Source organism: Paenibacillus sp. Y660 (genome assembly GCF_057221575.1).
The window spans coordinates 133,852-157,957 of record NZ_JBXBBJ010000005.1; the positions used below are offsets into that span (position 1 = coordinate 133,852).

General features: G+C 47.3%; 26 protein-coding genes. 22 read left to right on the forward strand and 4 right to left on the reverse strand.

Going from position 1 to position 24,106, the window contains the following annotated elements; genetic code table 11:
• Positions 1 to 30: 30 nt before the first annotated feature.
• The 8 genes from AC2TDN_RS08715 (at position 31) to thiI (ending at position 7,154) form a co-directional block, all read left to right on the forward strand.
• Positions 31 to 129 (forward strand): DUF6081 family protein, encoded by a 99-nt coding sequence (locus tag AC2TDN_RS08715; protein ID WP_484687673.1) that lies wholly within the window; start codon positions 31 to 33, stop codon positions 127 to 129.
• 22 nt (positions 130 to 151) lie between these two features.
• Positions 152 to 1,555 carry a sensor histidine kinase gene (locus AC2TDN_RS08720; protein WP_484687674.1) on the forward strand — a complete coding sequence of 468 codons (1,404 nt, stop codon included), beginning with the start codon at positions 152 to 154 and terminating at the stop codon, positions 1,553 to 1,555.
• Positions 1,548 to 2,246 (forward strand): response regulator transcription factor, encoded by a 699-nt coding sequence (locus AC2TDN_RS08725; RefSeq protein ID WP_484687675.1) that lies wholly within the window; start codon positions 1,548 to 1,550, stop codon positions 2,244 to 2,246. Before AC2TDN_RS08720 ends, AC2TDN_RS08725 begins: the two co-directional genes overlap by 8 nt.
• 58 nt (positions 2,247 to 2,304) lie before the next feature.
• Positions 2,305 to 3,009 (forward strand): YwaF family protein, encoded by a 705-nt coding sequence (locus AC2TDN_RS08730; RefSeq protein ID WP_484687676.1) that lies wholly within the window; start codon positions 2,305 to 2,307, stop codon positions 3,007 to 3,009.
• A 187-nt stretch (positions 3,010 to 3,196) separates the two neighbouring features.
• On the forward strand, positions 3,197 to 3,799 hold the full coding sequence (locus AC2TDN_RS08735) for a nitroreductase family protein (RefSeq protein WP_484687677.1): 603 nt from the start codon (positions 3,197 to 3,199) through the stop codon (positions 3,797 to 3,799).
• A gap of 215 nt (positions 3,800 to 4,014) precedes the next feature.
• A complete protein-coding gene (locus AC2TDN_RS08740; RefSeq protein ID WP_482066751.1) occupies positions 4,015 to 4,689 on the forward strand; it encodes a lytic transglycosylase domain-containing protein in 675 nt (224 codons plus the stop codon).
• A gap of 84 nt (positions 4,690 to 4,773) precedes the next feature.
• The gene (locus AC2TDN_RS08745) at positions 4,774 to 5,931 is read left to right on the forward strand and encodes a cysteine desulfurase family protein (RefSeq protein ID WP_484687678.1); all 1,158 of its coding nucleotides are present in this window, start codon (positions 4,774 to 4,776) and stop codon (positions 5,929 to 5,931) included.
• A gap of 2 nt (positions 5,932 to 5,933) precedes the next feature.
• Positions 5,934 to 7,154 carry a tRNA uracil 4-sulfurtransferase ThiI gene (thiI, locus tag AC2TDN_RS08750; RefSeq protein WP_484687679.1) on the forward strand — a complete coding sequence of 407 codons (1,221 nt, stop codon included), beginning with the start codon at positions 5,934 to 5,936 and terminating at the stop codon, positions 7,152 to 7,154.
• Positions 7,155 to 7,193: 39 nt separating this feature from the next.
• Here thiI and AC2TDN_RS08755 read toward each other — a convergent pair whose 3' ends face one another.
• A complete protein-coding gene (locus tag AC2TDN_RS08755; protein WP_484687680.1) occupies positions 7,194 to 7,889 on the reverse strand; it encodes a TerC family protein in 696 nt (231 codons plus the stop codon).
• 136 nt (positions 7,890 to 8,025) lie between these two features.
• Here AC2TDN_RS08755 and AC2TDN_RS08760 point away from each other — a divergent pair, with 136 nt between their 5' ends.
• From AC2TDN_RS08760 to AC2TDN_RS08790, 7 genes are all read left to right on the forward strand, one after another.
• A complete protein-coding gene (locus tag AC2TDN_RS08760; RefSeq protein ID WP_482066755.1) occupies positions 8,026 to 8,688 on the forward strand; it encodes a TerC family protein in 663 nt (220 codons plus the stop codon).
• Between the two features lie 168 nt (positions 8,689 to 8,856).
• Positions 8,857 to 9,339 (forward strand): hypothetical protein, encoded by a 483-nt coding sequence (locus tag AC2TDN_RS08765; protein WP_482066756.1) that lies wholly within the window; start codon positions 8,857 to 8,859, stop codon positions 9,337 to 9,339.
• Between the two features lie 40 nt (positions 9,340 to 9,379).
• Entirely contained in the window at positions 9,380 to 11,221 is a 1,842-nt protein-coding gene (typA, locus tag AC2TDN_RS08770; protein ID WP_482066757.1) for a translational GTPase TypA, read from the forward strand.
• Positions 11,222 to 11,399: 178 nt separating this feature from the next.
• Positions 11,400 to 11,711, forward strand: coding sequence for a YlaH-like family protein (locus tag AC2TDN_RS08775; RefSeq protein ID WP_482066758.1), 312 nt, complete (start codon positions 11,400 to 11,402; stop codon positions 11,709 to 11,711).
• Positions 11,708 to 11,980 carry a hypothetical protein gene (locus tag AC2TDN_RS08780; RefSeq protein ID WP_484687681.1) on the forward strand — a complete coding sequence of 91 codons (273 nt, stop codon included), beginning with the start codon at positions 11,708 to 11,710 and terminating at the stop codon, positions 11,978 to 11,980. Before AC2TDN_RS08775 ends, AC2TDN_RS08780 begins: the two co-directional genes overlap by 4 nt.
• A gap of 17 nt (positions 11,981 to 11,997) precedes the next feature.
• Positions 11,998 to 13,047, forward strand: a complete 1,050-nt coding sequence (locus AC2TDN_RS08785; RefSeq protein WP_484687682.1) for an LCP family protein — start codon at positions 11,998 to 12,000, stop codon at positions 13,045 to 13,047.
• 79 nt (positions 13,048 to 13,126) lie between these two features.
• Entirely contained in the window at positions 13,127 to 13,369 is a 243-nt protein-coding gene (locus tag AC2TDN_RS08790; RefSeq protein WP_484687683.1) for a hypothetical protein, read from the forward strand.
• A gap of 38 nt (positions 13,370 to 13,407) precedes the next feature.
• Here AC2TDN_RS08790 and AC2TDN_RS08795 read toward each other — a convergent pair whose 3' ends face one another.
• The gene (locus AC2TDN_RS08795) at positions 13,408 to 13,947 is read right to left on the reverse strand and encodes a YhcN/YlaJ family sporulation lipoprotein (protein WP_484687684.1); all 540 of its coding nucleotides are present in this window, start codon (positions 13,945 to 13,947) and stop codon (positions 13,408 to 13,410) included.
• Positions 13,948 to 14,066: 119 nt separating this feature from the next.
• Between AC2TDN_RS08795 and AC2TDN_RS08800 the strand changes: the two genes are divergently transcribed.
• Positions 14,067 to 15,398: a PhoH family protein gene (locus AC2TDN_RS08800; protein WP_482066763.1), complete on the forward strand. Its 1,332-nt coding sequence runs from the start codon at positions 14,067 to 14,069 to the stop codon at positions 15,396 to 15,398.
• A 299-nt stretch (positions 15,399 to 15,697) separates the two neighbouring features.
• Complete coding sequence (locus AC2TDN_RS08805) at positions 15,698 to 16,990, forward strand: ABC transporter substrate-binding protein (RefSeq protein WP_484687685.1); 1,293 nt, start codon at positions 15,698 to 15,700, stop codon at positions 16,988 to 16,990.
• 80 nt (positions 16,991 to 17,070) lie between these two features.
• Here AC2TDN_RS08805 and AC2TDN_RS08810 read toward each other — a convergent pair whose 3' ends face one another.
• Positions 17,071 to 18,171: a coiled-coil domain-containing protein gene (locus tag AC2TDN_RS08810; RefSeq protein ID WP_484687686.1), complete on the reverse strand. Its 1,101-nt coding sequence runs from the start codon at positions 18,169 to 18,171 to the stop codon at positions 17,071 to 17,073.
• Positions 18,172 to 18,250: 79 nt separating this feature from the next.
• Between AC2TDN_RS08810 and AC2TDN_RS08815 the strand changes: the two genes are divergently transcribed.
• Positions 18,251 to 19,417, forward strand: a complete 1,167-nt coding sequence (locus AC2TDN_RS08815) for a class I SAM-dependent methyltransferase (protein ID WP_484687687.1) — start codon at positions 18,251 to 18,253, stop codon at positions 19,415 to 19,417.
• Between the two features lie 158 nt (positions 19,418 to 19,575).
• Here the strand turns inward: AC2TDN_RS08815 and AC2TDN_RS08820 are convergent, their stop codons facing one another.
• Complete coding sequence (locus AC2TDN_RS08820) at positions 19,576 to 19,812, reverse strand: DUF2626 domain-containing protein (RefSeq protein ID WP_053375484.1); 237 nt, start codon at positions 19,810 to 19,812, stop codon at positions 19,576 to 19,578.
• Between the two features lie 275 nt (positions 19,813 to 20,087).
• Here AC2TDN_RS08820 and AC2TDN_RS08825 point away from each other — a divergent pair, with 275 nt between their 5' ends.
• From AC2TDN_RS08825 to bshC, 4 genes are all read left to right on the forward strand, one after another.
• Positions 20,088 to 20,738 carry an RsfA family transcriptional regulator gene (locus AC2TDN_RS08825; RefSeq protein WP_482066767.1) on the forward strand — a complete coding sequence of 217 codons (651 nt, stop codon included), beginning with the start codon at positions 20,088 to 20,090 and terminating at the stop codon, positions 20,736 to 20,738.
• 172 nt (positions 20,739 to 20,910) lie between these two features.
• Positions 20,911 to 21,897, forward strand: coding sequence for a ketopantoate reductase family protein (locus AC2TDN_RS08830; RefSeq protein WP_484687743.1), 987 nt, complete (start codon positions 20,911 to 20,913; stop codon positions 21,895 to 21,897).
• Between the two features lie 28 nt (positions 21,898 to 21,925).
• Entirely contained in the window at positions 21,926 to 22,309 is a 384-nt protein-coding gene (locus AC2TDN_RS08835; RefSeq protein ID WP_484687688.1) for a DUF3397 domain-containing protein, read from the forward strand.
• Positions 22,310 to 22,458: 149 nt separating this feature from the next.
• On the forward strand, positions 22,459 to 24,099 hold the full coding sequence (gene bshC / locus AC2TDN_RS08840; protein WP_484687689.1) for a bacillithiol biosynthesis cysteine-adding enzyme BshC: 1,641 nt from the start codon (positions 22,459 to 22,461) through the stop codon (positions 24,097 to 24,099).
• Positions 24,100 to 24,106: the final 7 nt, after the last annotated feature.

Sequence of the window (24,106 nt, forward strand, 5' to 3'; positions counted from 1 at the left end):
TCAATCAACGGAACGGTTGCGCTTGGCATTATGACAGAGAAGGATTTGACGCCAGCGGGCAGTGTGTCCGTGCATGGCCAGACGGTTATTGCAGAATGGTCGCCAATAACGATTGAAATTAAAGAGTAAGCTGTTGTGAAGGAGCTGCGCTATGTTGTTCGTTCTTGTTGCACTGTGGGCTATTGCAGCCATTATATGGCTCTCAGACCGGCAAGCATCCATTAATCATTGGTTAGGCGCAGTAGCGTTCAGCGGAGGGGCGGGAGCGCTTGCCGCCGTCCTGGATCTGCAATGGCTTCCTGCTGCAGCGGATGCGGGAATGAATGAGGTAGCGCAGCAGCTCCTCTATCGCTTGCAAGCGATCTCTTCGTTGGCTTCTTATTATGGCTTGCCTTATTCCTTCGCGCTGTTCGCCGTCGCTTACCGACCTGTTCGTCTATCGAAGCGGCTGCAGCAGCTCCTGCCTTTTTTGCTGCTTATACCCATCGTATTGTGCATTATATTTACGCCCTTCTACACGGAAATGTACCCCATTACATTCAAAATAGTAGCCTGGTGGTCAGTGCCTTACATTATTTATGGCGCGGTCCAAATTCTGCTTAAGCGACAGCTGCATGCCTCCTTCTCTCGTACGCATTGGATCATCTGCTCGGCAGTGCTGCCTCCAGTCATGTTCTGTATGGTTATGAATTACGTACTGCCAAGCTTCGGCATGCTGCGCATGTGGGTTTATAATACATGGATAGTCGGTTTAGGCGTAACGGTATTTGTCATTGGTTTATTCACATACGGCTTTATGGGTGTACGGGTCAATATCGATCGGCGGAGATACGATTCTACGCTCAGAGCGGTCACGTCGGGTACGGCCATCCTCAATCATGCGATTAAGAACGACGCGGGCAAAATGCGACTATTTTCAGAGAAAATGAAGGCTTATGCGATCGAAACAGATCAGCAAGAGCTGCTAGCCGATATTGAGACGGTGCTTCATGCTTCTAGGCATATGCAAGAGATGCTCCAGCGCGTTCATCGCCGAACAGAGGATTTGGTGCTGCGCGTTGAAGCAACGGATTTGGCAGCGTTAATCGAGCAAACGATGAATGGATACCGACCCGTTCTTGGCAATATCACGCTCCATGCTTCGCTAATCGAAGGATGGAGCTGCCGTATTGATCCGGCACAGGTAGGGGAGGCATTAGGCAATATCATTGCGAATGCTTTGGAGGCGATGAAGAACAACGGCGAGCTGTATATCCATTTAAGTGAGACGAAGCGGGAGCTCGTTATCGAGGTGCGAGATACAGGCCCTGGCATGATCAAGAGCGAACTAACGAAGGTGCTTGAACCTTTCTATACGACAAAAAGCGGAAGCGACACCAATTTTGGACTTGGACTGCCCTATGCGTATCACGTCATGCGCAAGCATAAGGGTATGCTGGAGCTGCGAAGCAAGCCGGGTGTCGGCACATCCATCTACATGACGTTTCCTAAACGAAGCGTGCAAGCAGAACGAGCGGCGGAGAAAGAAGCCGAGAGGAGAGAAGCTCATGGATAATATTAGGTTATGGATCGTTGAGGACGATCCCGATTGGCTTCGCGGACTTGTGGCGTATTTAAACAAGGAGCCGGATATCAGCGTCGTCTGGACGGCGAGCAGAGCGGAGGAGGTAAGGGAAGCACTCCTTGCGGGCAAACAGCAATCGATCCAGGCGGATGTTGTATTGATGGACATTATGCTGGATGGCAGACCGGAGGGCGTACTGCTTGCCGAGGAGGCTGCCGTATCTACTGGAGCGAAAGTCATCATGCTGACATCCATGGAGGAGAAGGAGCTCATCTTCCGTTCCTTTCAAGCGGGAGCTATCGATTATCAAATCAAATCGGATTTTGAAAGCCTCCCTAATGCCGTAAGGTCAGCCTTCCGAAGCCAATCTCCGATCAACGCAGCCGTTGCAGATCGGATGCGCGAGGAATTCCGGCGGCTGAAGCAGCTTGAGCGCGAGTTCGAAGTGAAGAAGCTAAGCGATCTGATCACACCTTCGGAGCTTCAGCTGCTCGACCTGATTGATCAAGGCTATACGCAGCCGCAAATTGCCGACAAGCTGGTCGTATCGATCCGTACCGTCAAAAACCATGTCAATCATATTCTAAAGAAGCTGAATTTGACCGGATCACGCGAAGCTGCCAATAAAGTGAAAGAAATGGGCTTATTCCATAAGAAGAATGACGAGGATAGTACCAGATAATGTTGGTACTATTTTTTTGTGCCATTTTTTTCATAATAGAAAGAGAAGGGAGGGTTTTATGATGGTGTTTGAGATGTTTTCAGCCGCTCATTTTGCCGGATTGTCAGCGGCCATTATTGTATTTATCGGCATTATCGTATTTCGCAAGCCTATGAGGGAGCCGGCGGTGAACCGAAAAGTACGTTATGGGCTGGCAATACTGTTAATCGTCTGCGAAGCCTCCCTTCAGCTATCCTACTTCCTGGATCATAGGTGGGGAGCTTACTCATTGCCCTTTCAGCTTTGCAGCCTGATGGTGCTAGTTAGTGGGTTAATGTTATTTTCGAATAAAAAAAATCTTTACGACGTCGTTTTCTTTCTCGGAAGCATGGGGGCTCTGCAAGCGCTTTTGACCCCCAATTTAGACGAAACGTTTCCTCATTTCCGTTATTTTCATTTCTTTATCGCGCATATCGGAATCGTTGGCGCTGCTTTGTTTATTATGGCCGTGGAGCGATACCGTCCAACCTTTCGTTCTGTCCTGAAAGCAATGGTTTGGCTTCATGTGCTCGCTGTGCCGGCGGCCATTACGAACGTCGCCACGGGGACAACTAACTTTATGTTTTTGGCGCAGAAGCCCGGTACAGCATCCTTGCTTGATCTGCTGGCGCCATGGCCTTGGTATTTGCTGCAGCTTGAAGTCATCGTGTTTGCCATATGCACACTGCTATACGCGATCGTCTGGCTAATGCACATCGTTGTACAGACATCCAGCGAGACATAATTCTTTTGCCGATGGGGATAATGAAATCGTCTGGTTTGACAACTGGAACAATATATAATAAAGCAACTAACGTAAAGTAACTAACATAAAGTAATTAAAAATCTCGATTTGACCAGCTAACTTTTTAGCAGAAGGTTATAGCATCGCAAATCGGCTGAAACAAGACATTTGAGAGGCAGGAGAATTAATGACATCAGAAGCATTTTTGGACGCAGTTAAAGCAAGACGCACATATTACGGCATTAGCAAAGAAGCTGTAATCTCCGATGAGAAAATTGTGGAATTGGTTCATGAGACAGTCAAGCACACGCCATCAGCCTTCAACTCACAAAGTGCGCGAGTAGTCGTATTGCTTGGCGAAAATCATGATAAGCTATGGGATATTACAACAAATACGCTTCGAGCTATCGTTCCTGCAGATTCATTCGAATCTACTGAGCAAAAAATGGGCTCCTTCAAAAGCGGATACGGCACGGTCTTATTTTTCGAAGATAAAAAGGTAGTAGACGGCCTAATGAAAAGCTTCCCGGCATATGCGCAAAATTTCCCGATCTGGTCGCAGCAATCCTCAGGCATGCATCAATTGGTGGTGTGGACTGCGCTTGAGAAGGAAGGTTTTGGCGCTTCGCTTCAGCATTACAATCCACTAATCGACGATGAGGTTAAATCAACATGGTCATTGCCTGATTCTTGGCAGCTGATTGCGCAAATGCCTTTCGGCAAACCGACAGCGGAGCCTGGGGAGAAAACGTTTCAACCGATCGATGAGCGCGTGAAGGTATTTAAGTAAAATTGTGAAAATACGGAAAAAGAGCCGAACAGGAGTTTCCAAGACCTGCTCGGCTTTTTTATGCTTAATTTGGGCAACACTCCAATAAAACTGGTTAAATGGGGAGAACAATATAGGGAGACTGGCTGTTTGCTCTAAAAACATGTACAATAAAAACCGATATACATAAAGTGAACATGACCGCATATACGAATGGATACAGCTGGGAGGAAATCATGAGTATCGACCCTCGGATTATTAAAACATTATTGCAGCTGCAGCTTTCTCCAAGCTTGAATTTGCAAGCAGCAGCCAATCCATTGCAAGCGACGGCGGGCGATGGCTCTGCTTCCTTATTTGATACGCTATTATCTCAATATATGTCCGACAGCTCGGTTGGAAATGGCAGTGCTGCTCCTATACTGCCGGCAGATGCGTTAGCTCAGCTTTCCACGCTAAGCAGTCTTCCGAATGTTTCCTACAGCAGTCTTGGCGAAGCAAGCAGCTCACCAAGCGAATATGACGAGCTCATCGAGCAAGCATCCGCCAAGTATGGCGTAGATCCTGCCTTGATCCAAGCGGTCATCAAGACCGAATCCGGCTTCCGTTCGGATGCGCAATCCGGTGCAGGCGCTAAGGGTTTAATGCAGCTGATGGATGGAACGGCAAGAGGGCTTGGCGTCACCGATCCTTTTGATCCCGCGCAGAACATTGAAGGTGGAACCAAATATTTATCGCTGCTGCTGAAGAAGTATAACGGGAATGAACAGGTTGCCTTGGCAGCCTATAATGCTGGTCCTGGCCGCGTTGATCGAACAGGCATACAGACCAACGAGCAGCTTATCGAAAATCTTGAGGCGCTGCCGGAAGAGACGCAGCGATATGTTGCAAAAGTGCTTCAAGCCAAGTAAATCGGCAGCAATAAGATCACGATTTGGTTTTCTGCCACACAGGCGGAAACAATCGATGATCTTTTTCTTTTTTGGAAAGGAGACATGAGTACGATGCTATACTTTGATCACTGTGCTTCAACGCCGCCTTATGAAGAAGTCGTGCACACGATGATGGAGGTTATGAAGTCGCAATTTGCAAACCCTTCATCCCTTCACCGCGCTGGCACTGATGCTGATAAATTAATTGAACGCTCGCGCGCACTCCTTGCAGAGCAGCTGCAAACGACTAGAGGGAATTGGGTATTTACATCAGGCGGAACCGAATCCAACAATTTAGCGATAAAAGGTGCAGCGCGCCAATATGCTGGCAGAGGCAAGCATTTGATTACGACACAGATTGAGCATGCCTCCGTCTATGAGTCGTTTGCGCAGCTGGAGCAAGAGGGGTACCGCGTCACTTATTTGCCGGTCAGTGAATCAGGACATGTTCGTCTAGAGCAATTGGAAGAGGCACTGACCGGCGACACGATTCTGGTTAGCGTTATGCATATCAACAATGAAATCGGATCGATTCAGCCAATAGAGGAATTCGGACGGCTGCTCAAGCGATATCCGAAGACGTTGTTCCATGTTGATGCCGTGCAAAGCATCGGCAAGCTGCCGGTTCGCATCGAGGACTTTGGGATTGACTTGCTGAGCGGTTCGGCTCATAAGCTGCGAGGTCCAAAAGGGGTTGGCTTTCTCTATGTCCGAGAAGGTGTTGCGCTGCAGCCTATGCTTACGGGAGGCACGCAGGAATTCGGTTATCGCGCCGGCACACAAAATGTGCCAGGCATCGTTGCATCCGCCAAGGCGCTACGGATGTCGCTTGAATCCATGGAGCAGCGAGAACGGCGTATGAAGCTGCTGAAGCAAAAGCTCATTCATCATATTGAGGGAATGCCGGAGCTTAAGCTGAACGGGGCTGAGCCTTCTGCTTCGCATATTCTTCATTTCTCATATCCGGGCATGAAGCCTGAGGTCATCATTCATATGCTTGAGCAGCATGGTATAATGGCTTCAACCAAATCTGCCTGCTCCTCCAAGGACGACAAACCGAGCCGTGTGCTGCTCGCTATTGGAGCGAGCCGCGAGCAGGCTGCGGGCGGGGTGCGAATCAGCTTTGGGGATGAACACGAGGAGCGGGATATAGATGCTTTAGGCGTGGCGCTTCGTCATGTCGTTAAGCAATTGAAGCCGCTCGAGAGGAGATTGACTTAAACTTGCATTATGATCAAATTGTGCTCCGTTACGGAGATTTAATGGTAAAGGGAAGAAATCGAAATAAATTTGAGAAGCGAATGCTTGACCAAGTGAAGCAAGCATTGCTCCCTTATGACAATATTACTTATTTCAAATCCTTTGGGCGCCTGTTTGTTAAGCTGAATGGGCATGCGCATGAGCCTGTTGCGAATCGACTGAAGGATTTATTTGGCATCGTTTCGTTAAGTCCGGTTATCAGCACAGAACTGGACCTTGAGAAAATTCGGGCTGCCGCACTGGCACTAATGCAGGCGCTGCCAGAGAAACCGGCAACCTTTAAAGTAAGCGCCAAGCGTGCGTGGAAGCCATTTCCTCATAATTCGCAAGAGATGAATCATTTGGTTGGCGGATTTGTACTGCAGGCTATGCCTGGACTGAAAGTGAATGTGAGCAAGCCTGATATTGAATTGCGAGTCGATATTCAAGAGGAAGCGACGTATATATTTTGCGACGTTATACCCGGTGCAGGCGGATTTCCATTCGCCTCGAACGGCAAAGCGATGCTGCTGCTCTCTGGCGGCATAGACAGTCCTGTAGCAGGCTGGCTGGCGCTGCGAAAGGGGCTGGAGGTGGAAGCAGTCCATTTCCACAGCTACCCGTTTACAAGCGATCAGGCGAAGGATAAAGTGATTGAGCTTGCAAAGCGCTTGTCTTATTTCAGCGGCGAGCCAATCAAGCTGCATCTTGTTCCTTTTACTGAAATCCAAACGACTTTGGTTCAAGCCAAAAGCGATAATCTTATTATCACTTTGATGAGAAGAGCTATGCTTCGCATAACAGAGCAGTTAGCTGAACGCAGCGGTGCGAATGGCATCGTGACGGGTGAGAGCTTGGGGCAGGTAGCAAGCCAGACACTTCCGAGCATGAACGTAATCGGCCGCGCAACGGAGCTGCCGCAGCTTAAGCCGCTTATCATGATGGACAAGCATGAGATCATACGTTTAGCGGAGAGAATCGGAACGTTTGAGACGTCGATTTTGCCCTATGAGGATTGCTGTACCTTATTTTTGCCAAAATCGCCTACCACGAATCCGAATCTTAGAATCGTAGAGAAGCTTGAGGCGCTCATTCCTAATTATTCGCAATTGCTTGCGGATGCAGTAGAAGGAACAGAGCTGCTGCATCTTACTCCTGAGCTTCAGACATCCGTACAAACGGCAGGCGAGGATAGCTGGTTCTAGCATTTAAATGATAAAGCGATAAAAAAAGCAGCAATCCCGTCAAAGGGATTCGCTGCTTTCTTGTTGTGCTTGTTTTTTCTTGCGCATATTAGTCAATAAACCAGCAATAATCGTAATAGCAACGATAATGACAACGAATGTCCAGAAGACCAGCTGATTTTCGAAAAATGATTTGAATGATTTTTCATGCGTTATCATCTTGGCAGCCGTATAAGCAAGCACCGCAGAACCGACATAAACGATCCATTCGAAACGATTGATTAGTTTGATGAAGATCGTGCTGCCCCATACAACGACGGGTACACTAATAATTAATCCAAGGATGACCAGAAGCGTATCGCCATGTGCTGCACCTGCAACCGCGATAACGTTGTCGATTCCCATCGCCGCATCGGCAATAATAATCGTCCGTATCGATTGCCAAAGCGTGTTGCCTGATTTAATGCCGTCATGGGCATCTTCCTGTACGAGCAGCTTGTATGCGATCCATATCAGCAGGAGGCCTCCTACAAGATTTAGCCAAGGAACGTTCAGGAGCTGAACGACGAGCAAGGTGGCAATAATTCGAATACCGACTGCACCGGCTGTTCCCCAAATGACGGCTTTCTTTTGCTGATCCTTCGGCAGGTTCCGTGCTGCGAGCCCTATAACAATGGCGTTGTCTCCGGCCAAAATAAGGTCGATGAAAACGATGGTCAGCAGGGCGGAGAAAAACTCGACTGAAAATAGCTCCATAAGAAATCTCTCCCCTTCCATAAACAGGAATTCCTAAGTCTCCAATAAATACGCTTGCTGGTGAAGATGGATTCATTATTTTTTGGACATAATCTTCATAGCTTGTTCATACCTCTGATAAGAGGGGGGATGCAGCTTGGACAGCGTTATTGTATTTATCGAAATCGTCTTAATTAATGTATTGCTGAGCGGAGATAATGCTATTGTTATCGCCATGGCGAGCGGTCAGCTCCCGCCAGAGCAGCGAAAGCGCGCCGTTTGGTGGGGGGCACTCGCTGCAGTAGGGCTGCGATGCATTTTAACTTTGGTAGCCATAAAGCTGCTGCAGGTGCCTTATTTGCAAGCAATCGGAGCTCTGCTGCTGTTCTATATCGCAGTGAAGCTGCTCGCAGAGGCTGGCGGGCAACAGGATTCACATTCTGTAAAAAAAGCGAAGACGATCGGTCAAGCGATCTGGACGATCGTAGTAGCTGATTTCATTATGAGCCTTGATAATGTTCTGGCAATTGCCGCTGTCGCTGATGGCGATCCAATTCTAATTTTGCTCGGAATTGCCCTGAGCATTCCTATGATCATTTGGGGAAGCCAGATGCTCGGGACACTACTGCAAAAATTCCCTGCCTTATCTTATATTGGAGCTGCTTTGCTTGCCTATGCGGCTGGAGAAATGCTTATGCATGATCCCGGCCTCGACAAACTGCTCTTTCACGGCTCCAAAACGCTTGCCGAAGCGATTCCGCTTCTTTGTGTACCGCTTGTAATTGCGTTAGCAGTTGTCAAAAAAAAGCCTATTTTATAATGTTTATGACATGCCCCGTTTACTCAAAATATTGAGGGACGGTTTTTTTTTGCTTATACCCTCGCTACGTACTGGTATTTTTGCCTCAGTTCCATTAAACTAATATAGATAAAAACTGTCGTCTTTCGTCAAGATATGCGATTGGCGTTGTAAGGAGCGGAAGCGCAAATGCCTAATAACAAATATTCCGCTGGAATTATTTTGCTGTTAGCCGGGGTCGTAATATTGTTCGGCAAGTTAGGTGTATTCAGCTTTTTGGGCGCTATCTTCTGGCCGCTGCTCGTGTTGATTCCTGGAGTGCTTCTGCATGTTCTTTACTTCGGGCGATTAGTTCCTGCGGTCGTGCTTGTACCAGGCGGAATGCTCGTCGTATATGCCCTGCTGTTTGTCGTATGCAACCTTTTTGGATGGGATAGCTTGAAATATTTGTGGCCGCTGTTTATTTTTGGCGTAGCAGCAGGCCTTTACGAATATTATTTGTTCGGTTCATCCAGACCGCGTGTTGTGCTCACGGCATCGATTGCGCTTGCTGCCGCATCGGCCGTGTTCGTTATTTTAGTACTTTTGTGGAGCTGGGGGATTTATGCGATTGCTGTTGCACTAATTGCGGCAGGTGTTTGGATGATGCTAAGCAAGCGCAGACGTTGGTAACAAGATTTAAATAAAAAACAATTGGAGTGGATTACAAGTTATGCAAGCAAGAGAGAACTTACGAAATATCGCTATTATTGCCCACGTTGACCACGGTAAAACAACGTTGGTTGACAAGCTGCTTCAACAATCAGGTACGTTTCGCGATCATGAAGCAGTACAGGAACGCGCAATGGATTCTAACGATCTAGAGCGTGAACGCGGTATTACGATTTTGGCAAAGAACACAGCAATCAACTACAAAGATTATTTGATCAACATTGTAGATACGCCTGGACATGCTGATTTCGGCGGCGAGGTTGAGCGTATTATGAAAATGGTTGACGGCGTGCTTTTGGTCGTTGATGCGTTTGAAGGCTGTATGCCGCAAACGAAATTCGTTTTGCGCAAAGCGCTTGAATCGAACCAGACGCCAATCGTTGTCGTGAATAAGATTGACCGTCCGAACGCTAGACCACAAGAGGTTGTAGATGAGGTTCTTGATCTATTTATCGAGCTAGGCGCGAATGACGAGCAGCTTGAGTTCCCGGTTGTATATGCATCTGCGCTAATGGGTACTTCCAGTCTTGATCCTGAGAAACAAGATGAGAACATGGAAGCTCTATACGAAACAATCGTCAGCAACATCCCATCGCCAACTGAGGACACTGAACAACCATTGCAATTCCTAGTAACATTGCTTGATTACAACGAGTACCTTGGCCGTATTGCAGTAGGTCGCGTTAACCGCGGCATCATCAAGCAAGGCCAAACCGTTGCAGTAATGACACGTGAAGGCGGCAATAAACAAGCAAGAATTGAGAAGCTGTTCGGTTTCGTAGGTTTGAAGCGCGTTGAGATCGAGGAAGCAGGCGCTGGCGATATCATCGCAATCGCAGGTATCCGTGAAATCAACATCGGTGAGACGATTGCTGATCCTCAGAAGCCAGAAGCTTTGCCAGTTCTAAAAATCGACGAGCCTACGCTTCAAATGACTTTCCTTGTCAACAACAGTCCTTTTGCGGGCCGTGAAGGCAAATGGGTTACATCCCGTAAGCTTCGTGAGCGTCTATACAAAGAGCTTGAGACAGATGTAGCGCTTCGCGTTGACGAAACAGACAGCCCGGATGCATTTGTCGTTTCCGGCCGTGGTGAGCTTCACCTTGGGATTCTGATCGAGAACATGCGCCGTGAAGGCTTCGAGCTTCAAGTATCCAAACCTGAAGTTATCATCAAGGAAATTGATGGTTCGAAGAAAGAGCCTTACGAGCGTCTACTAATTGACACGCCTGAAGAAAGCATGGGCGCTGTTATGGAGAGCCTTGGAACACGCAAAGCAGAAATGCTTAACATGATCAACCATGGCAATGGCCAAGTTCGTTTGGAATTCAGAATTCCTGCACGCGGCTTGATTGGATACCGTACACAATTCTTGACTTTGACACGCGGCTACGGCATCATGAACAATGCTTTCGACAGCTATGGTCCACTAGCCGGCGCTGGCGTAGGCGGCCGTCACCAAGGCGTTCTGGTAGCAAGTGAGAACGGAACATCGACATTCTACGGCATGATGGGCGTAGAGGATCGCGGAATTCAGTTCTTGGAGCCGGGTACTGAAATTTATGAAGGCATGATCGTTGGCGAGCATACTCGTGAGAATGACATCATCGTCAACATCTGTAAAGTAAAACAATTGAACAACATTCGTTCTGCTGGTAAAGACGATACCGTTACATTGAAAAGTCCTCGCCTGTTCTCGCTTGAGCAAGCGCTCGAGTACTTGAATGATGACGAGTATTGTGAAATCACGCCGAAGACGATTCGTCTGCGCAAGAAAATTTTGAACAAAAGCGAGCGCGAACGTGCGGACAAAAACCGCAAAAACGCACAAGCCAGCGTTTAAGAGCCAGTCACTTAACAAACGTAAGGTTTTGCTCGCGCAAAGCCTTGCGTTTTCTTTAAAATATAAGTGGGATTATAAGTTAATAACTTATAATCCCACTTACATTTCACAGTGAAACGATTGCTGTGCAACTAAAATGCGGCGAAGGCCGTTAACAATGGAGAAGGAGGTATGCTGCATGCAGGCTTGGTTAAGCGATCATAAGCTGATTTCTTATTTGATCATTCTTGGCTTTACGATATACATATTCAATAAAGTGTTTCGTGCTCAGCAGAAGCTGCCGTTGTTGAAAGAGATTTTGGTCTACGCTTTGATTGCGTTTGGCTCCTTTGTTTTGATGATTTTGCAGGTAGATAAACTTCCGATCATTCAATGTATGGGAGTAGCGGTTCTAATGATGCTCATGCTTCGCGGGCGACAATTGTATGACAAGTGGAAGGGCAACAAGGCCGGAGACAATGCCCCTCAGAATGCGGAATCAGGCAAATGAAGCTAGAGGACGCTCTTTTTAACTGGCTGCAAATTAAGCTGGTTGCGGATGCCAGGGAAGATGATCAAGCAGCCCTCGACACGCTCGTTTTTTTTGAGCAAATTTTGACAGAGGATCATGGCTTGTCGAGCTTTGTCATAACGAAGATTGACGATACGATGATACATTTGAAATACGAGAAGGATGGCCGCGCCAAGCTGCAGTTCTATCCTCGCGAGGCCTGCGAGCAGCTATTGACGGACATTGAATCAAATCCAAAATTCAACTGAACTTGAAGGTGGCACATATGAGCAAGGGTTCAACGGAATTACCTCCAAGGGCGGGAGCGCGTCAATCAGCAAAAGCTAAAAAACAAAAGCCGCGCAAAAAACGCTCGGTTTGGAAAACGATCTTTGTGATGCTGTTTGCGGTGCTTATCCTAATAGTTTTGGCTTTAGCTTATTTGGTGTTTAAGGCGGATGAAGCCGTAGATAAAATCGCAGCACCTAGCGGTAATGAGGTAGTAATACCCGCAGGAGAATCGGTTAAGGAGAAAGCAGTTGCTCTACTGTTGATGGGCCTTGACTCGCGTTCTCATGGAGGCGGCTTGAACACGGATGTCATGATGGTAGCCGTATTTAACCCGAATTCCAAATCGGCAACGATCGTTACGATTCCGCGTGATTCGAGCATCGATGTTGAAGGCTATAGAGAACGCAAAGCCAATAGCTTTTACGCTGATTTTTATATGAACGCGCTTAATAAGAAGGATCTGAATAAAGAAGCGGCTTATGCTGATGCCAAGCAAGAGGTCCGCAATGTCATGAGCAAGCTCTTCAATATTGACATCAAATACTCCGCGGTAATTAATTTCCAGGGCTTCGCAGATGTTGTAGATGCACTGGGCGGCGTGGAAGTTGATGTTGATATGCGAATGAAGTATAAGGATTCAGCAGACGGCACCAATATCGATTTGGAGGAAGGCGTTCAACTGCTGAGCGGCGAGAAGGCGCTTGATTTCGTCCGTTATCGCAAATCCAACAACGGTAAAAATATGTCCAGCGATTTTGACCGCAATGCAAGACAAAGCCAAGTTATTGGCGCTCTTACAGACAAAATGAAATCTTTGGATGGTGTAACGAAGATTGGTTCGGTATTCGAGGCTGTCGGCAAAAACTTAACAATGGATATGCCTTCCAAAGAAATCAAGAACATGATTGCTGAATATATGAGCATGGGCCGCAATGATATTACGTTTATTCCGCTTGAAGGAACATGGAGAAGTCCCTATGTTTATCTCGATGAAGCGAAGCTTGATGAAGCTCGGTCTGCCTTGCAGGCAAAAATGGCTGAATAACCGTAGACTGCAACTAATATTATGGATATAATAATGCTACAGAGGCCAATTTGAATCTGTTCAGAAGGAGGTCATGCGAATGACCAATGCCGAATACCCAAGATCTGAGCAAGCGATCGAGAATTTGCTAAAGCAGCCTATCGTTCAACTGCGCGAACTACATGCGGTATCTGACAGCTTGACCTCGAGCATTATGGAATACAGGGACGCGATGGATAACGCCGAGTGCTTGTCCACTACCCTTGCGTGCGACAAATCGAATAAGAACTTTGTTGCGGATGCTTTAGCTGTACAAGTTTCCGCAGCCTTGAAGAAAGCCTAGTGATTGCTCACTAGGCTTTTTGTGCCTTCAGGGGGCCTTTACAATTTCTTATTCATCTTAGGAGCTTGTTGTTTCTCGGGCTCAATCGGCTTAACGTCACGCGGTATCTGCGGAATGAGTCTTCCTATGATATCGGCCATTTCCTCTGCGAAGCCGGCGATCGGTCTGCCGCGCTTGATGTCAGTGCCTATTTCATTTATTCGTTGGGAGAGATCCATATCCGCAGTAACTAATGCGTCTACGCCGTATGGATCCTTGTGAAACGCTTCGGCGACGGAATATTTAATCGTACCGACTCTTGAGCGATCCAGCTTGGCATCTACATCGATTCCGACGATTGCTGTATTTCCGAACACGACACAGTGCGCGTTCGTTACGCCGTCAATTTCTTTGGCCAACTGCTCCAGATGTGCCGCAACCTTTTTTGAATCTTTAATTTCCTTTTTTCGCGGTTCAGTTTGCTGAGCTTTCACCTGGTCATTATTTTGTGGAGAGGGTGATGTCTCATTACGTGCGACGGTGCCGCAGCCTGTCGCTACAATCGCAACAATGATCGCTGAAGTTAGCCATTTGAACATGTTTGCCACCTCTTTTTTCTCGTTGAAAAATCTAAAAGTCACCAGTGAATCATAGTTTACCCGCAGCATCGATTTGCTATGTATGGCTCTAATGAATATCCAACGCCGGGAGGGTTCTCATGAAAAAAATATTCGTGCTCGATACAAATGTGCTGCTTCATGATCCGCAAGCGATTTTTGCTTTCGATGATAATGAAGTCATAATTCCCGCGGTTGTGTTGGAGGAAATCGATTCGAAGAAGAGGTTGGCTGATGAATTAGGTCGAAATGCCCGATCCATTTCACGTCTTCTTGATAAGATGCGTGAAAAGGGCCATTTGCATGAAGGTATTGAGCTTCCGAGCGGCGGCATCCTCAAGGTGGAATTAAATCACCGCAGCTTTATGCGCGTTCAGGAAATGTTTGGTGAAATGTCAAACGATAATCGGATTTTGGCGGTTGCGCTGAATTACCACATAGAGCAAGAGAATGAGCCTGTGAAGCAAAGCATCGTACTGGTAAGCAAGGATGTACTTGTTCGTATTAAGGCTGATGTGCTTGGCTTGCAGGCACAGGATTATTTATCGGATCGAGTCGTTGTATCGTCTGACTTCTACGCGGGCTATATGACGCTTTATGTGCATCCGGCAGTCATCGATGAGTTTTACACCTACCGCTTTCTTACCGTGAACAACATGCACTTGAACATTCGCTTAAATCCGAACGAATTTGTTATTTTACGCGATGAAATGGGCACTTCAAAGTCTGCACTGCTAAAGGTTAGCCAAGATGGAGCGAGGCTTGAGCCGTTATATCTTAGCAATGATCCGATTTGGGGCATCACTGCCCGAAATGCACAACAGCGCATGGCGCTTGAGCTGCTCCTAAACGACGATATCCCGCTCGTAACGCTTACGGGCAAGGCAGGGACGGGGAAGACGCTTCTAGCGCTTGCAGCAGGCCTTCTGAAGACGGAGGATGAGCATAAGTACAAGAAGCTGCTAATCGCGAGACCTGTCGTTCCAATGGGCAAGGATATCGGGTATTTGCCAGGAGAGAAGGAAGAGAAGCTGCGTCCATGGATGCAGCCGATTTATGATAATTTGGAGTATTTGTTCGATACGAAGAAGGCAGGCGACATCGACAAAATATTGATGGGTATGGGGAGCATTCAGGTCGAGGCGCTCACCTATATTCGTGGTCGGTCCATTCCAGGCCAATTCATCATCATTGATGAGGCGCAAAATTTAACGAAGCATGAAGTAAAAACGATCGTATCGCGGGTTGGCGAAGGCAGTAAAATTGTCCTAATGGGCGACCCGGAGCAAATTGACCATCCGTACCTTGATTCAATCAGCAACGGATTGACGCATCTCGTGGAGCGCTTCAAAAACGAAGGGACGAGCGGACACATGACGCTGGAGAAAGGCGAACGCTCTAAGCTTGCACAGCTTGCCGCTGATTTACTGTAATCAGAACGTCCCGCTATTATGGGGCACTGTAAAAGCCTTATTTTTAAGAAATGCAAGTTTTTGTGGAGATAAATCAATATGCCGACGAGCCTTAGAAGCAGTTCTAAGAGCTCGTTTTTCTTTTTCTGGTACTATCTCTGTTCATAGGACTCCCGATATGCAGTCAGTGTATTAAAAGCATCCTATAGGCTCATTTACATTTGCTGCTAATGACCATTAGATTTACAGGTTCGTTTGGACAAACCTTGAATTTATTGTTATCCTATTTTAGTAGATTCAAGGATGAAAGGAAGAACGCTGTGACTCCCAGAAAATATGTGCCGTTTATGATCGGTACGTTACTGTTAGCAGCACTATTGCTTATCCCTTACTCGCGCAATATAGATCAAGCCAGCATTGGAAAACCGGACAAGAAATCTAATGAACAGCCCGTACCGGGCGAGGTTGTTATCGATCAGCTCACCGACATTTTTGTAAACGTTTCCTTGCCTAATTCGCAGTTTCTTCAGCTGCAGGAGCTAAATCGGAATTTTATGATGAAATATCCTCATATACAAGTTAAGCTAACCAATGAGCCAGCCAAAGATGACGCTTATAGCCTGTGGGTGCTTCAAAGCCAACAGGGGGAGTCTGCTGACATTATGCTGCTCGATAATGGGTGGGTCAGACCGTTTGCGGTTCGCGGATTTCTAAAGCCTGCTGACAGTGTGATGACAGGGGATACGCTCTCTGATCAGATGACAGGGCTTCTCGACCCGCTCAAATGGAACGGATATTTGTGGGGGGTACCGCGGGATGTGAATCCGTATGTTGTCGTATGGAGCGGTGTATTGCTTGCGGAGGCAGGCTTGAAGGGGCCGCCATCCGACTGGGCATCATACCAAGCTGCAGCTGCCAAGATTATCGAGCTTCATCCACAGGCAAGCATCGTGAATTGGAGCGCAGGCAATTTGCTGCAGCAGCTTGTTTGGCAGGCTACATTCGACACGGACCAATCTAACTTGCTGAATATGCAGCCCTTAAACGAGATGCAAACGGCACAGCTTGAATGGTTTCAAAATATGGAACAGCATATAAGCCGGATCGAAAATAATGCGATTGATCAATTTAATGCATCATTTCAAAGCGATAGCCTGCTCGCTGCTATTATTCCTTGGAATGACTATGAGAGCTTTAATGAAGGTTTGCGAAATAAGCTGATCGTCGATCGGGATCATATTTATTCCCCGTGGTTAAATGGGCATAGCTATGCCATCTCCTCAAGCAGCGATGTGGAAGAAGAAGCGATGCTGTGGATCAGAGAAATAACGGACGTGGACAACCAGCAGATGACTTACGATCGATCGGGGCAGCTGCCGGCTAGAGCTTCCTTGTATTCATTCAACAGCTCACTGCAAAATGATCCAGTCCAAATACCGCCTGCCTGGTGGAAGAAGGTGTTGATTGCCAAGCGGGAGGAGAATGAATTGCCGCAGCCTGATCCGATGTGGCCAGAGAAATGGCAGTACCGGGAGCGGATGTGGAAATTATTTTCCGAAGGGACGTTCCAAATTACGCCGTATGTTGATTCACTCGCCGTTCAAGGCGAATAGACCCAAAAAAGGAAAGCCTGCCCCGCAGCGTGCGGGGACAGGCTTTTTTGGCTTACTGCAAGGATTCACTAAGTGTTCGCTCAAAGCTTAAGATTCAGCTTTATGGTCAGCTCGCCATCGGACATAACAACGGAATCCGCCTTGAGGAAGGATACGATTAAATCAGGATAAAAGCCAAGGTCAAATTCCTTCTCCAAAGCTCGGCGGGTTGTATCGGGCAGTGCAAAGCCGTTGAACAGCAGCTCATCTACATGGAATAGAATAGCGTTCTTCGGCTCGTTCTCAACCGTATAATGACCGGCAATTTTAATTTCCATGCTGCCTTGTTTGCCTTGGGCAATAACTTTGTCATCAACGAATTTGAAGGAGAAATTGTTGAAAATGTCATTTTGCTCACGCAAAAACGAGTTCAAATCATCCTCAGGCACTCGAATCGTATATTGAAAGCCATTAATTTCAAGCAGCTGCTTGTTGTCTTGGATCCAGTTCGGAAGCTGCTTCATCGCTTTCGATAGCGCGCGGAAATATTGTTTGACTATGTCAACTCCCGCCGTATCCCAGTAAGAGGTAAGCTCCATCATTAAAATACGAATGCGATCGGCATCCGAACGGCCCGATAGCTGCTCATCCAGCTGCTTCTCAAGCGCCAATACGCGTTCTCTTTGCGTTCGCAGCTGCTCTTCCATGATGGATAGCTCATCTTGTCTTGACTCAAGCTGCTGGTAGCCTTCCTTCACCTTCTTGTATTGCTCCACATATGTATTCAAGGTATGCTTGTCTTGGGTAAAAATAATTTCTGCATAATCCAGCATTTGAAACAGCTCTGATAATGAATCAAAAGATAGTAGAGCGCTGAACAAAAAATCCCGTTCTCCCATATAATAAGCCCGCAAAACGCTTCCAGCCTCGTCTTGCTTGTCCGATATTTGCTGCTCCTGCAGGTGCAGCTGCTTCTCGGTGTCCGTCATCGTCAGTGTAAGCTGCTGCTTTTGCTCATGGATACGGATGATTTCTTTATCAATTTCTGCGACGGATAAGCTTTTTTCAAGCAGCGAGTGCATTTCCTCCTCATCAACCGGCAGAGGCTCTGCCATAACGGGAAGCCGAATCAGGAGCATTGCAATTAGGAGCATCACCGTGGCTGCTATGGAAACACGATTACGCTTGGTTGTCAATGTCAACGGCATCGTCCCTCCTCAGCATTCATTTTATGCGGCAATCCATTCTATTATATCTTACATTTGGAAAAGGATGAACCTAATGATCAAGGATAACCCGCTTGCCGCCTCTATTGCGGCAAAAATTGCTGAGTCAGCATACTCTGGTTGGCATATCGATAATGAAGGGAGAAGGCATGCAGCGAGGTGTATCTCCTTCTATCACTATATGAACGCTTGTCTTTATGATAGAAACCATGGTTATTATCGCTCGGGGCCAGTGCGCGTGGGCAAGGATGGAGACTTTTATACGAGCTCGGGAATTGGCCGCGTTCTGGCAGAAGTACTTGCTGGCTGTGCATTAGCCTATAGCGATGCGGTTGGTGGGCGGCTGAAGCTAATCGAGTGGGGAGCGGGAACAGGCAGGCTTTCTGCTCAAATCGCGGCCGCAGGCTGCAAACGAAGCAGCGATTGGCCGGAACGATTCCAATCGGTCCTTATCGAGGATCATCCCGCGCATGGCCGCGCGGCAAGAGAGGCTTTCGTTGATAGCAAAGGACAATGGGTTGTTGAGCCGCTGATTGCCTCGTCAGATGATGCGTGGCATTCAAGCTGGCTGAAGCAACCGGCATTCGTGATCGCAAACGAGCTGCTGGACGCATTTCCCGTTCACAGAATTGAGCGTATTGAGGGAGAACTGTATGAGCTTGGCGTTGCAGGCGATGAGTTGCAGGGCTTTCACGAGGTGTATATGCCGATCACTGATTCACGAATAAGCCGCTGGCTTGCGCGAGATGGCATTCAGCTTAAGGAGGGACAGCGGACGGAGGTTCATGCGGATGCAGCAGCGTTTCTGAAGAAGCTGGGAGATGTCATGACGACCGGACGACTCGTGCTAATTGACTACGGTCATGATGCTGCTGAATATACAGCGGAGCATCGCATGCATGGAACGCTTATGTGCTATTGGCGCCATCTTGCAAGCGACAGTCCGTACATTCGAATCGGCGAGCAGGATATAACTTCGCATGTTCCGTTTACGTTTATTCAACATGAAGCCGAGAAATGCGGCTGGCAGGTTGCAAGCTATACGACCCAAAAGCAATTTTTGATCGATCATGGCGTTCTGGAATTGCTTCAAAACCATACCAGCACCGATCCATTCAGCGAGACGGCTCGATTGAACCGATCGATTAGGCAGCTCCTGCTCAGCGATCAGATGAGCGAATCGTTTAAAGTGATGATTTTGGACAAAGGTTCACTTACATAAAGAACGGTGACAACTCAAATGGAGCTGTCACCGTTCTTTTCTTCGATTATGCATGAGTGGTTCTATGCGAAACGAGCATTGCCGTCATGGACAGCAATGCTCGTTTTCACTTAGCTTAAGTATATGACCTGCCTAGGCGAGTGTCTGTTGCGCCCTTGTTAAAACGGCAAGTCCATCTTGAAGACCGACCAATACGTGAAACCCACGAATGAAATGATCATATATCCCCAGAACATTACGATGTAAGTTCTCTCGGAGAAATTCAAGTAGCCTAGAAATACGAAAGCGACGGCTTGTGCAAAAAATAAAAGCGCAAATTCCGTCATATGACCTGCAAAAGCCATAAGTCCGATTACCAGGGTCCAAAAGCCAAGTACCCGATACATGCGTGCCATGATGACATCCCCCTTTCGCTACGACCCGATTTTCTAATGATCATTATAACGTTTGGCGAAATAAGTGTAAACCAAAAACGTGACGAAATCGCAAACTTTTTGTTTATAGCCATTCCTATATACGGAGTCTAGACATAGTTTGCTCAATAATAAGTGCTAACATGTATGAGCAATTGAAAATTTGGTTATACAATTTAGTATCCAATAGATTCTATGAACTCTACCAAGGGCATAGAGATAAAGTAAGCGCCTTTACGTTAGGAGGTTTTTGTTGCATGACAGCAGTCAGACAAGATGCGTGGAGTCCGGATGACGATCTAATACTCGCCGAGGTCACACTACGCCATATTCGAGAAGGAAGTACCCAGCTTGCAGCTTTTGAGGAAGTAGGCGAACGAATCGGACGGACGTCCGCAGCATGCGGTTTTCGTTGGAATAGCTGCGTTCGCAAAAGGTATGAGGATGCTATCCAAATTGCAAAGCAGCAGCGCCAGAAACGTAATTATTTGAAAAAACAAACGATTGTCGCAACGCCGCATGTTTCATCGATTGCCGTTTTTGAAACGGATGAGCGTGGTTTCAAGCAAGAAAACAGCTCGATCGAGGAAGGTTTGTCCGTTGATGCTGTTATTCGTTTTCTCCGTGGATGGAAGACGACCTATCAGGATTTGACGCGTCAAATCAAATGGTTTGAGAAGGAACTGAAAGACAAAGAGGATGAGCTATATCGTTTGCGCGACCAGAATGAGAGATTGTCCAAAGAGGTTAACAATGTCCAAACGGATTACCGCGCAGTAAACGATGATTACAAGACGCTTATTCAAATTATGGATCGTGCAAGAAGACTTACCGTATTAACGAATGATGACGAGGCCAAGCCTAGATTTAAAATGGATGCAAACGGCAATTTGGAACGTATTGAATAAGTTATAAACCGAAAATGAGAGAGGTTGGCCATTTATTGGCCAGCCTCTCTTTTTTTATAAGAAATAATAAGTTTCAGCTGCCTATATCAGTTGCATTATTTTCAGCAGATTTGATACGATGTTTGCAATATAGCGATGAGCTGCTGGTGTTCGGGAGGCGTAGAAATTGCAAATGGATGTAGTAGGCGGAGGATCGCTTGGTCTGCTCTATGGGGCGAAGCTAGCAGACGCGGGCGCTGATGTGACAATATGGACGCGCAGCAAGGAGCAGGCTGTGTTGCTTGCGGACGAAGGAATTAGGTTAATTGAGCTTGGAGGAACAAGCGAGCGAGTGATTCGTGTGAGAAGCGAATGGATTGAGCAGGTCTCCTCACGAAAATGGAATAAAGAACAAATTAGTAAAAAAATGTATTATCATTGGCTGCTGCTAACGGTCAAACAAACGGATTTGAAAGATGAGCTGTTATCGAAACTCGCCCTGCTAGCAAACCGTTCGGAGAATGATGGAACAGCCATCATGAGCTTGCAAAATGGGATCGGCCACTTGGAGCGTATTCAAGGCATTCTTCCGAATTTGCCGCTGTATGCCGCGGTGACGACGGAAGGCGCTAAACGATTAGATTCGCGATCGGTAGAGTATACGGGCAAAGGGCAGCTTTGGCTGGGTGAGTGGGGAGGAAACGCGCGTAAAGAGGATGAAGCTCTAGCTATCTCGCAAAAAATGTTGGTTGACATGCTGCAATCGGCAGGATTTGCCTCTTCACTGTCGAATGATTTGGAGAATCGAATTTTCCATAAACTTCTTATTAACGCAGTAATTAATCCGCTGACGGCGATCTTTGATGTGGAAAATGGACAGCTTCCAGATCATCCCGCTCGCGAGAAGCTTATGCGTGAGCTATATAAGGAAACCGAGCATATTCTTGTTAACGCGGGCATGAGCATGCCTGGAGATGGCTGGCAGCTCATCATCGATGTTTGCAGGCAAACCAGTCGTAACATTTCCTCCATGCTAAGCGATATTCGGGCAGGCAGGGTTACAGAAATAGATGCGATTAATGGCGGAGTTGCAAGGCTGGCTGCGAAGCATGGCCTGCAGGCACCGTTAAACCTGGCAATGAAGGAACTCGTGCAAGCACTGCATCCGAAAGCTGAATAGGAGGGACTGAAAGACGTTGGAGATGATAATGGATAGCATCAAACATGCATACGCTTATTTGGCGGTCATTCCAGTCATACCTTTCGCAATCATCTTATTTGGTTATGGGGCTTATATTCAGGATCGGAAGAAGGCTTTCCTATTGGCCATGGACGTCACGACGGCGTTGTTGATCGGCTGCGTTGCCGTATTATTCGACATTTTATTTGGCAGCAAATTCGGTCTTTATGGCATATTATTATTTATGCTGCTTGGAGGCGGATTGCTTGGCAATGCTCAGTTCCGCAAACGCGGCACGATTGATGGCAAAAAAATTTTTCGAACGATTTGGCGGCTAAGCTTTTTTTCGATGAGCGTGCTGTATGTTGTGTTCATGTGCATTGTCATCGGCAGATTGGTGCTTACCGCATAATTTATATGTATATAAGCTAAACGCCTCATTAAAGCTGAGGCGTTTTTGTTTTGACGGACGGCTTCACCTTTGTGTACAATTAAAATGTTCAGTTTAATCCATTATAAGTCGCTTTGGCGACTATCCAGCAGGAGGTTACAGGCTGCGCTATGAGAAAAGAAACTTATTCATTGCCAAGCGCTCAGCCTTTAACAGAGGCATATATAAATCGCACAGATGACCGTATCGATGTTTTGTACGGCTATCATGCGGGAGCGCAGCAGGATTGGGATAGACGGTTTAAACGTTTGGAGCAAAGCAGCCATGTGAGAGCCGAGGCTGCAGAGGTTGCGCATGCACTGCGTGTTTACAATGAGAAGGCGGGCGCAAGTGCTGAAGTATTTGCATCCATCTCAGCAATAGCAGAAGGTGCTCCGGTTGTCGTTGGAGGCCAGCAAGCCGGGTTGTGGTCCGGTCCATTGCTCGTAATACATAAGGCAGTATCCATTATTGGTGCTGCTAAATCTGCGAGCGAGCAGCTTGGGCGTACGGTCGTGCCGGTTTTTTGGGTTGCAGGCGAGGATCATGATTGGGATGAAGCGAATCACGCCTATGTGCTAACAGCTGAGCAGGAGCTGCGCAAGCTATCGTCGGCACGCCCTGAAGGCTCGCGCACATCGGTGAGCCGCACGTCTATTTCGGAAGAAATGTGGACGCAGCTGCTGGCGGAGCTGGAACAAGCGCTGCCGCATTCTGAATTCAAGCCATTGCTGCTGGAGGAATTGCGCCAGATGTCGCATAAGGCGCAATCGCTATCGGATTTGTTCGCTATGATTTTAAGCTATCTCTTCGGCAAACAAGGGCTCGTGCTGCTTGATGCAGATCATTCGGTTATCCGCCGATTGGAAGCTCCGATGTTTAGAAAGATTATCGAGCGCAATGACGATTTGGAGAAGGCCTATATGGCATCTGCTGCGCAAGTCAAGGAGTTTGGCTACAGCTTGCAAGCGGATGTTACACCCGGCAGTGCGAACCTGTTTCTGTTCAACTCGGCAAATGGCGATGAAAGAACACTTCTTCATAAGAAGGATGGTCTTTATCAAGACCGTAAAGGCCAGTTGTCGTTAACGAAGGAGGAGCTCCTGCAGATTGCGGATGAGCAGCCGGAGCAGCTTAGCAATAACGTACTGACTAGACCGCTTATGCAGGATTATTTGTTCCCTGTACTCGCTACGGTGCTTGGTCCCGGTGAAATAGCCTATTGGGCTTTGACTGGAGAAGCCTTCCGCACGCTTGAAATGGAAATGCCGATCATCGTGCCTCGCATGTCCTATACGTTAATAGAAGGAACGGTAGCCAAGCATATGGACAAATACGAGCTTTCCTTCGAGGATGTCATGGAGCGCTTCGAGGAGCGCAAGAGCACATGGCTGAAGGATCAAGACGGACTATCCATCGAACAGCAATTCGATAATGCGAGGCAGCAATTCGAGCAGCTCTACAAACCGCTGCTCGATCTGGCTGCCTCCGTTCAGCCTTCGCTTGCTAAGCTCGGAGATACGAACATGCAAAAAATCGTCGAGCAGATCAACTATATGGGCACGAAGACCGTTGATGCCTACAACAAGCAATTTGAAGCGTCTACTAGGCAGCTTGATCGTATACACCATTCCATTAAACCGCTTGGAAAGCCGCAGGAGCGGGTGCTAAATATGACCGCCTATTGGAATCGCTACAGCTTAAACTTTCTGGATAAGCTTCTTGAGGCGCCGTATAACCGAGCGGGCGGACATGAAATCGTTTATTTGTAAAATTACA

Bases quoted from the DNA above. Each gene is read 5' to 3' on its own strand.
- AC2TDN_RS08715 (WP_484687673.1), top strand. From the start codon at position 31: ATGACAGAGAAGGATTTGACGCCAGCGGGCAGTGTGTCCGTGCATGGC.
- AC2TDN_RS08720 (WP_484687674.1), top strand. From the start codon at position 152: ATGTTGTTCGTTCTTGTTGCACTGTGGGCTATTGCAGCCATTATATGG.
- AC2TDN_RS08725 (WP_484687675.1), top strand. From the start codon at position 1,548: ATGGATAATATTAGGTTATGGATCGTTGAGGACGATCCCGATTGGCTT.
- AC2TDN_RS08730 (WP_484687676.1), top strand. From the start codon at position 2,305: ATGATGGTGTTTGAGATGTTTTCAGCCGCTCATTTTGCCGGATTGTCA.
- AC2TDN_RS08735 (WP_484687677.1), top strand. From the start codon at position 3,197: ATGACATCAGAAGCATTTTTGGACGCAGTTAAAGCAAGACGCACATAT.
- AC2TDN_RS08740 (WP_482066751.1), top strand. From the start codon at position 4,015: ATGAGTATCGACCCTCGGATTATTAAAACATTATTGCAGCTGCAGCTT.
- AC2TDN_RS08745 (WP_484687678.1), top strand. From the start codon at position 4,774: ATGAGTACGATGCTATACTTTGATCACTGTGCTTCAACGCCGCCTTAT.
- AC2TDN_RS08755 (WP_484687680.1), bottom strand. From the start codon at position 7,889: ATGGAGCTATTTTCAGTCGAGTTTTTCTCCGCCCTGCTGACCATCGTT.
- AC2TDN_RS08765 (WP_482066756.1), top strand. From the start codon at position 8,857: ATGCCTAATAACAAATATTCCGCTGGAATTATTTTGCTGTTAGCCGGG.
- typA (WP_482066757.1), top strand. From the start codon at position 9,380: ATGCAAGCAAGAGAGAACTTACGAAATATCGCTATTATTGCCCACGTT.
- AC2TDN_RS08775 (WP_482066758.1), top strand. From the start codon at position 11,400: ATGCAGGCTTGGTTAAGCGATCATAAGCTGATTTCTTATTTGATCATT.
- AC2TDN_RS08780 (WP_484687681.1), top strand. From the start codon at position 11,708: ATGAAGCTAGAGGACGCTCTTTTTAACTGGCTGCAAATTAAGCTGGTT.
- AC2TDN_RS08785 (WP_484687682.1), top strand. From the start codon at position 11,998: ATGAGCAAGGGTTCAACGGAATTACCTCCAAGGGCGGGAGCGCGTCAA.
- AC2TDN_RS08790 (WP_484687683.1), top strand. From the start codon at position 13,127: ATGACCAATGCCGAATACCCAAGATCTGAGCAAGCGATCGAGAATTTG.
- AC2TDN_RS08795 (WP_484687684.1), bottom strand. From the start codon at position 13,947: ATGTTCAAATGGCTAACTTCAGCGATCATTGTTGCGATTGTAGCGACA.
- AC2TDN_RS08800 (WP_482066763.1), top strand. From the start codon at position 14,067: ATGAAAAAAATATTCGTGCTCGATACAAATGTGCTGCTTCATGATCCG.
- AC2TDN_RS08815 (WP_484687687.1), top strand. From the start codon at position 18,251: ATGATCAAGGATAACCCGCTTGCCGCCTCTATTGCGGCAAAAATTGCT.
- AC2TDN_RS08820 (WP_053375484.1), bottom strand. From the start codon at position 19,812: ATGGCACGCATGTATCGGGTACTTGGCTTTTGGACCCTGGTAATCGGA.
- AC2TDN_RS08825 (WP_482066767.1), top strand. From the start codon at position 20,088: ATGACAGCAGTCAGACAAGATGCGTGGAGTCCGGATGACGATCTAATA.
- AC2TDN_RS08830 (WP_484687743.1), top strand. From the start codon at position 20,911: ATGGATGTAGTAGGCGGAGGATCGCTTGGTCTGCTCTATGGGGCGAAG.
- AC2TDN_RS08835 (WP_484687688.1), top strand. From the start codon at position 21,926: ATGGATAGCATCAAACATGCATACGCTTATTTGGCGGTCATTCCAGTC.
- bshC (WP_484687689.1), top strand. From the start codon at position 22,459: ATGAGAAAAGAAACTTATTCATTGCCAAGCGCTCAGCCTTTAACAGAG.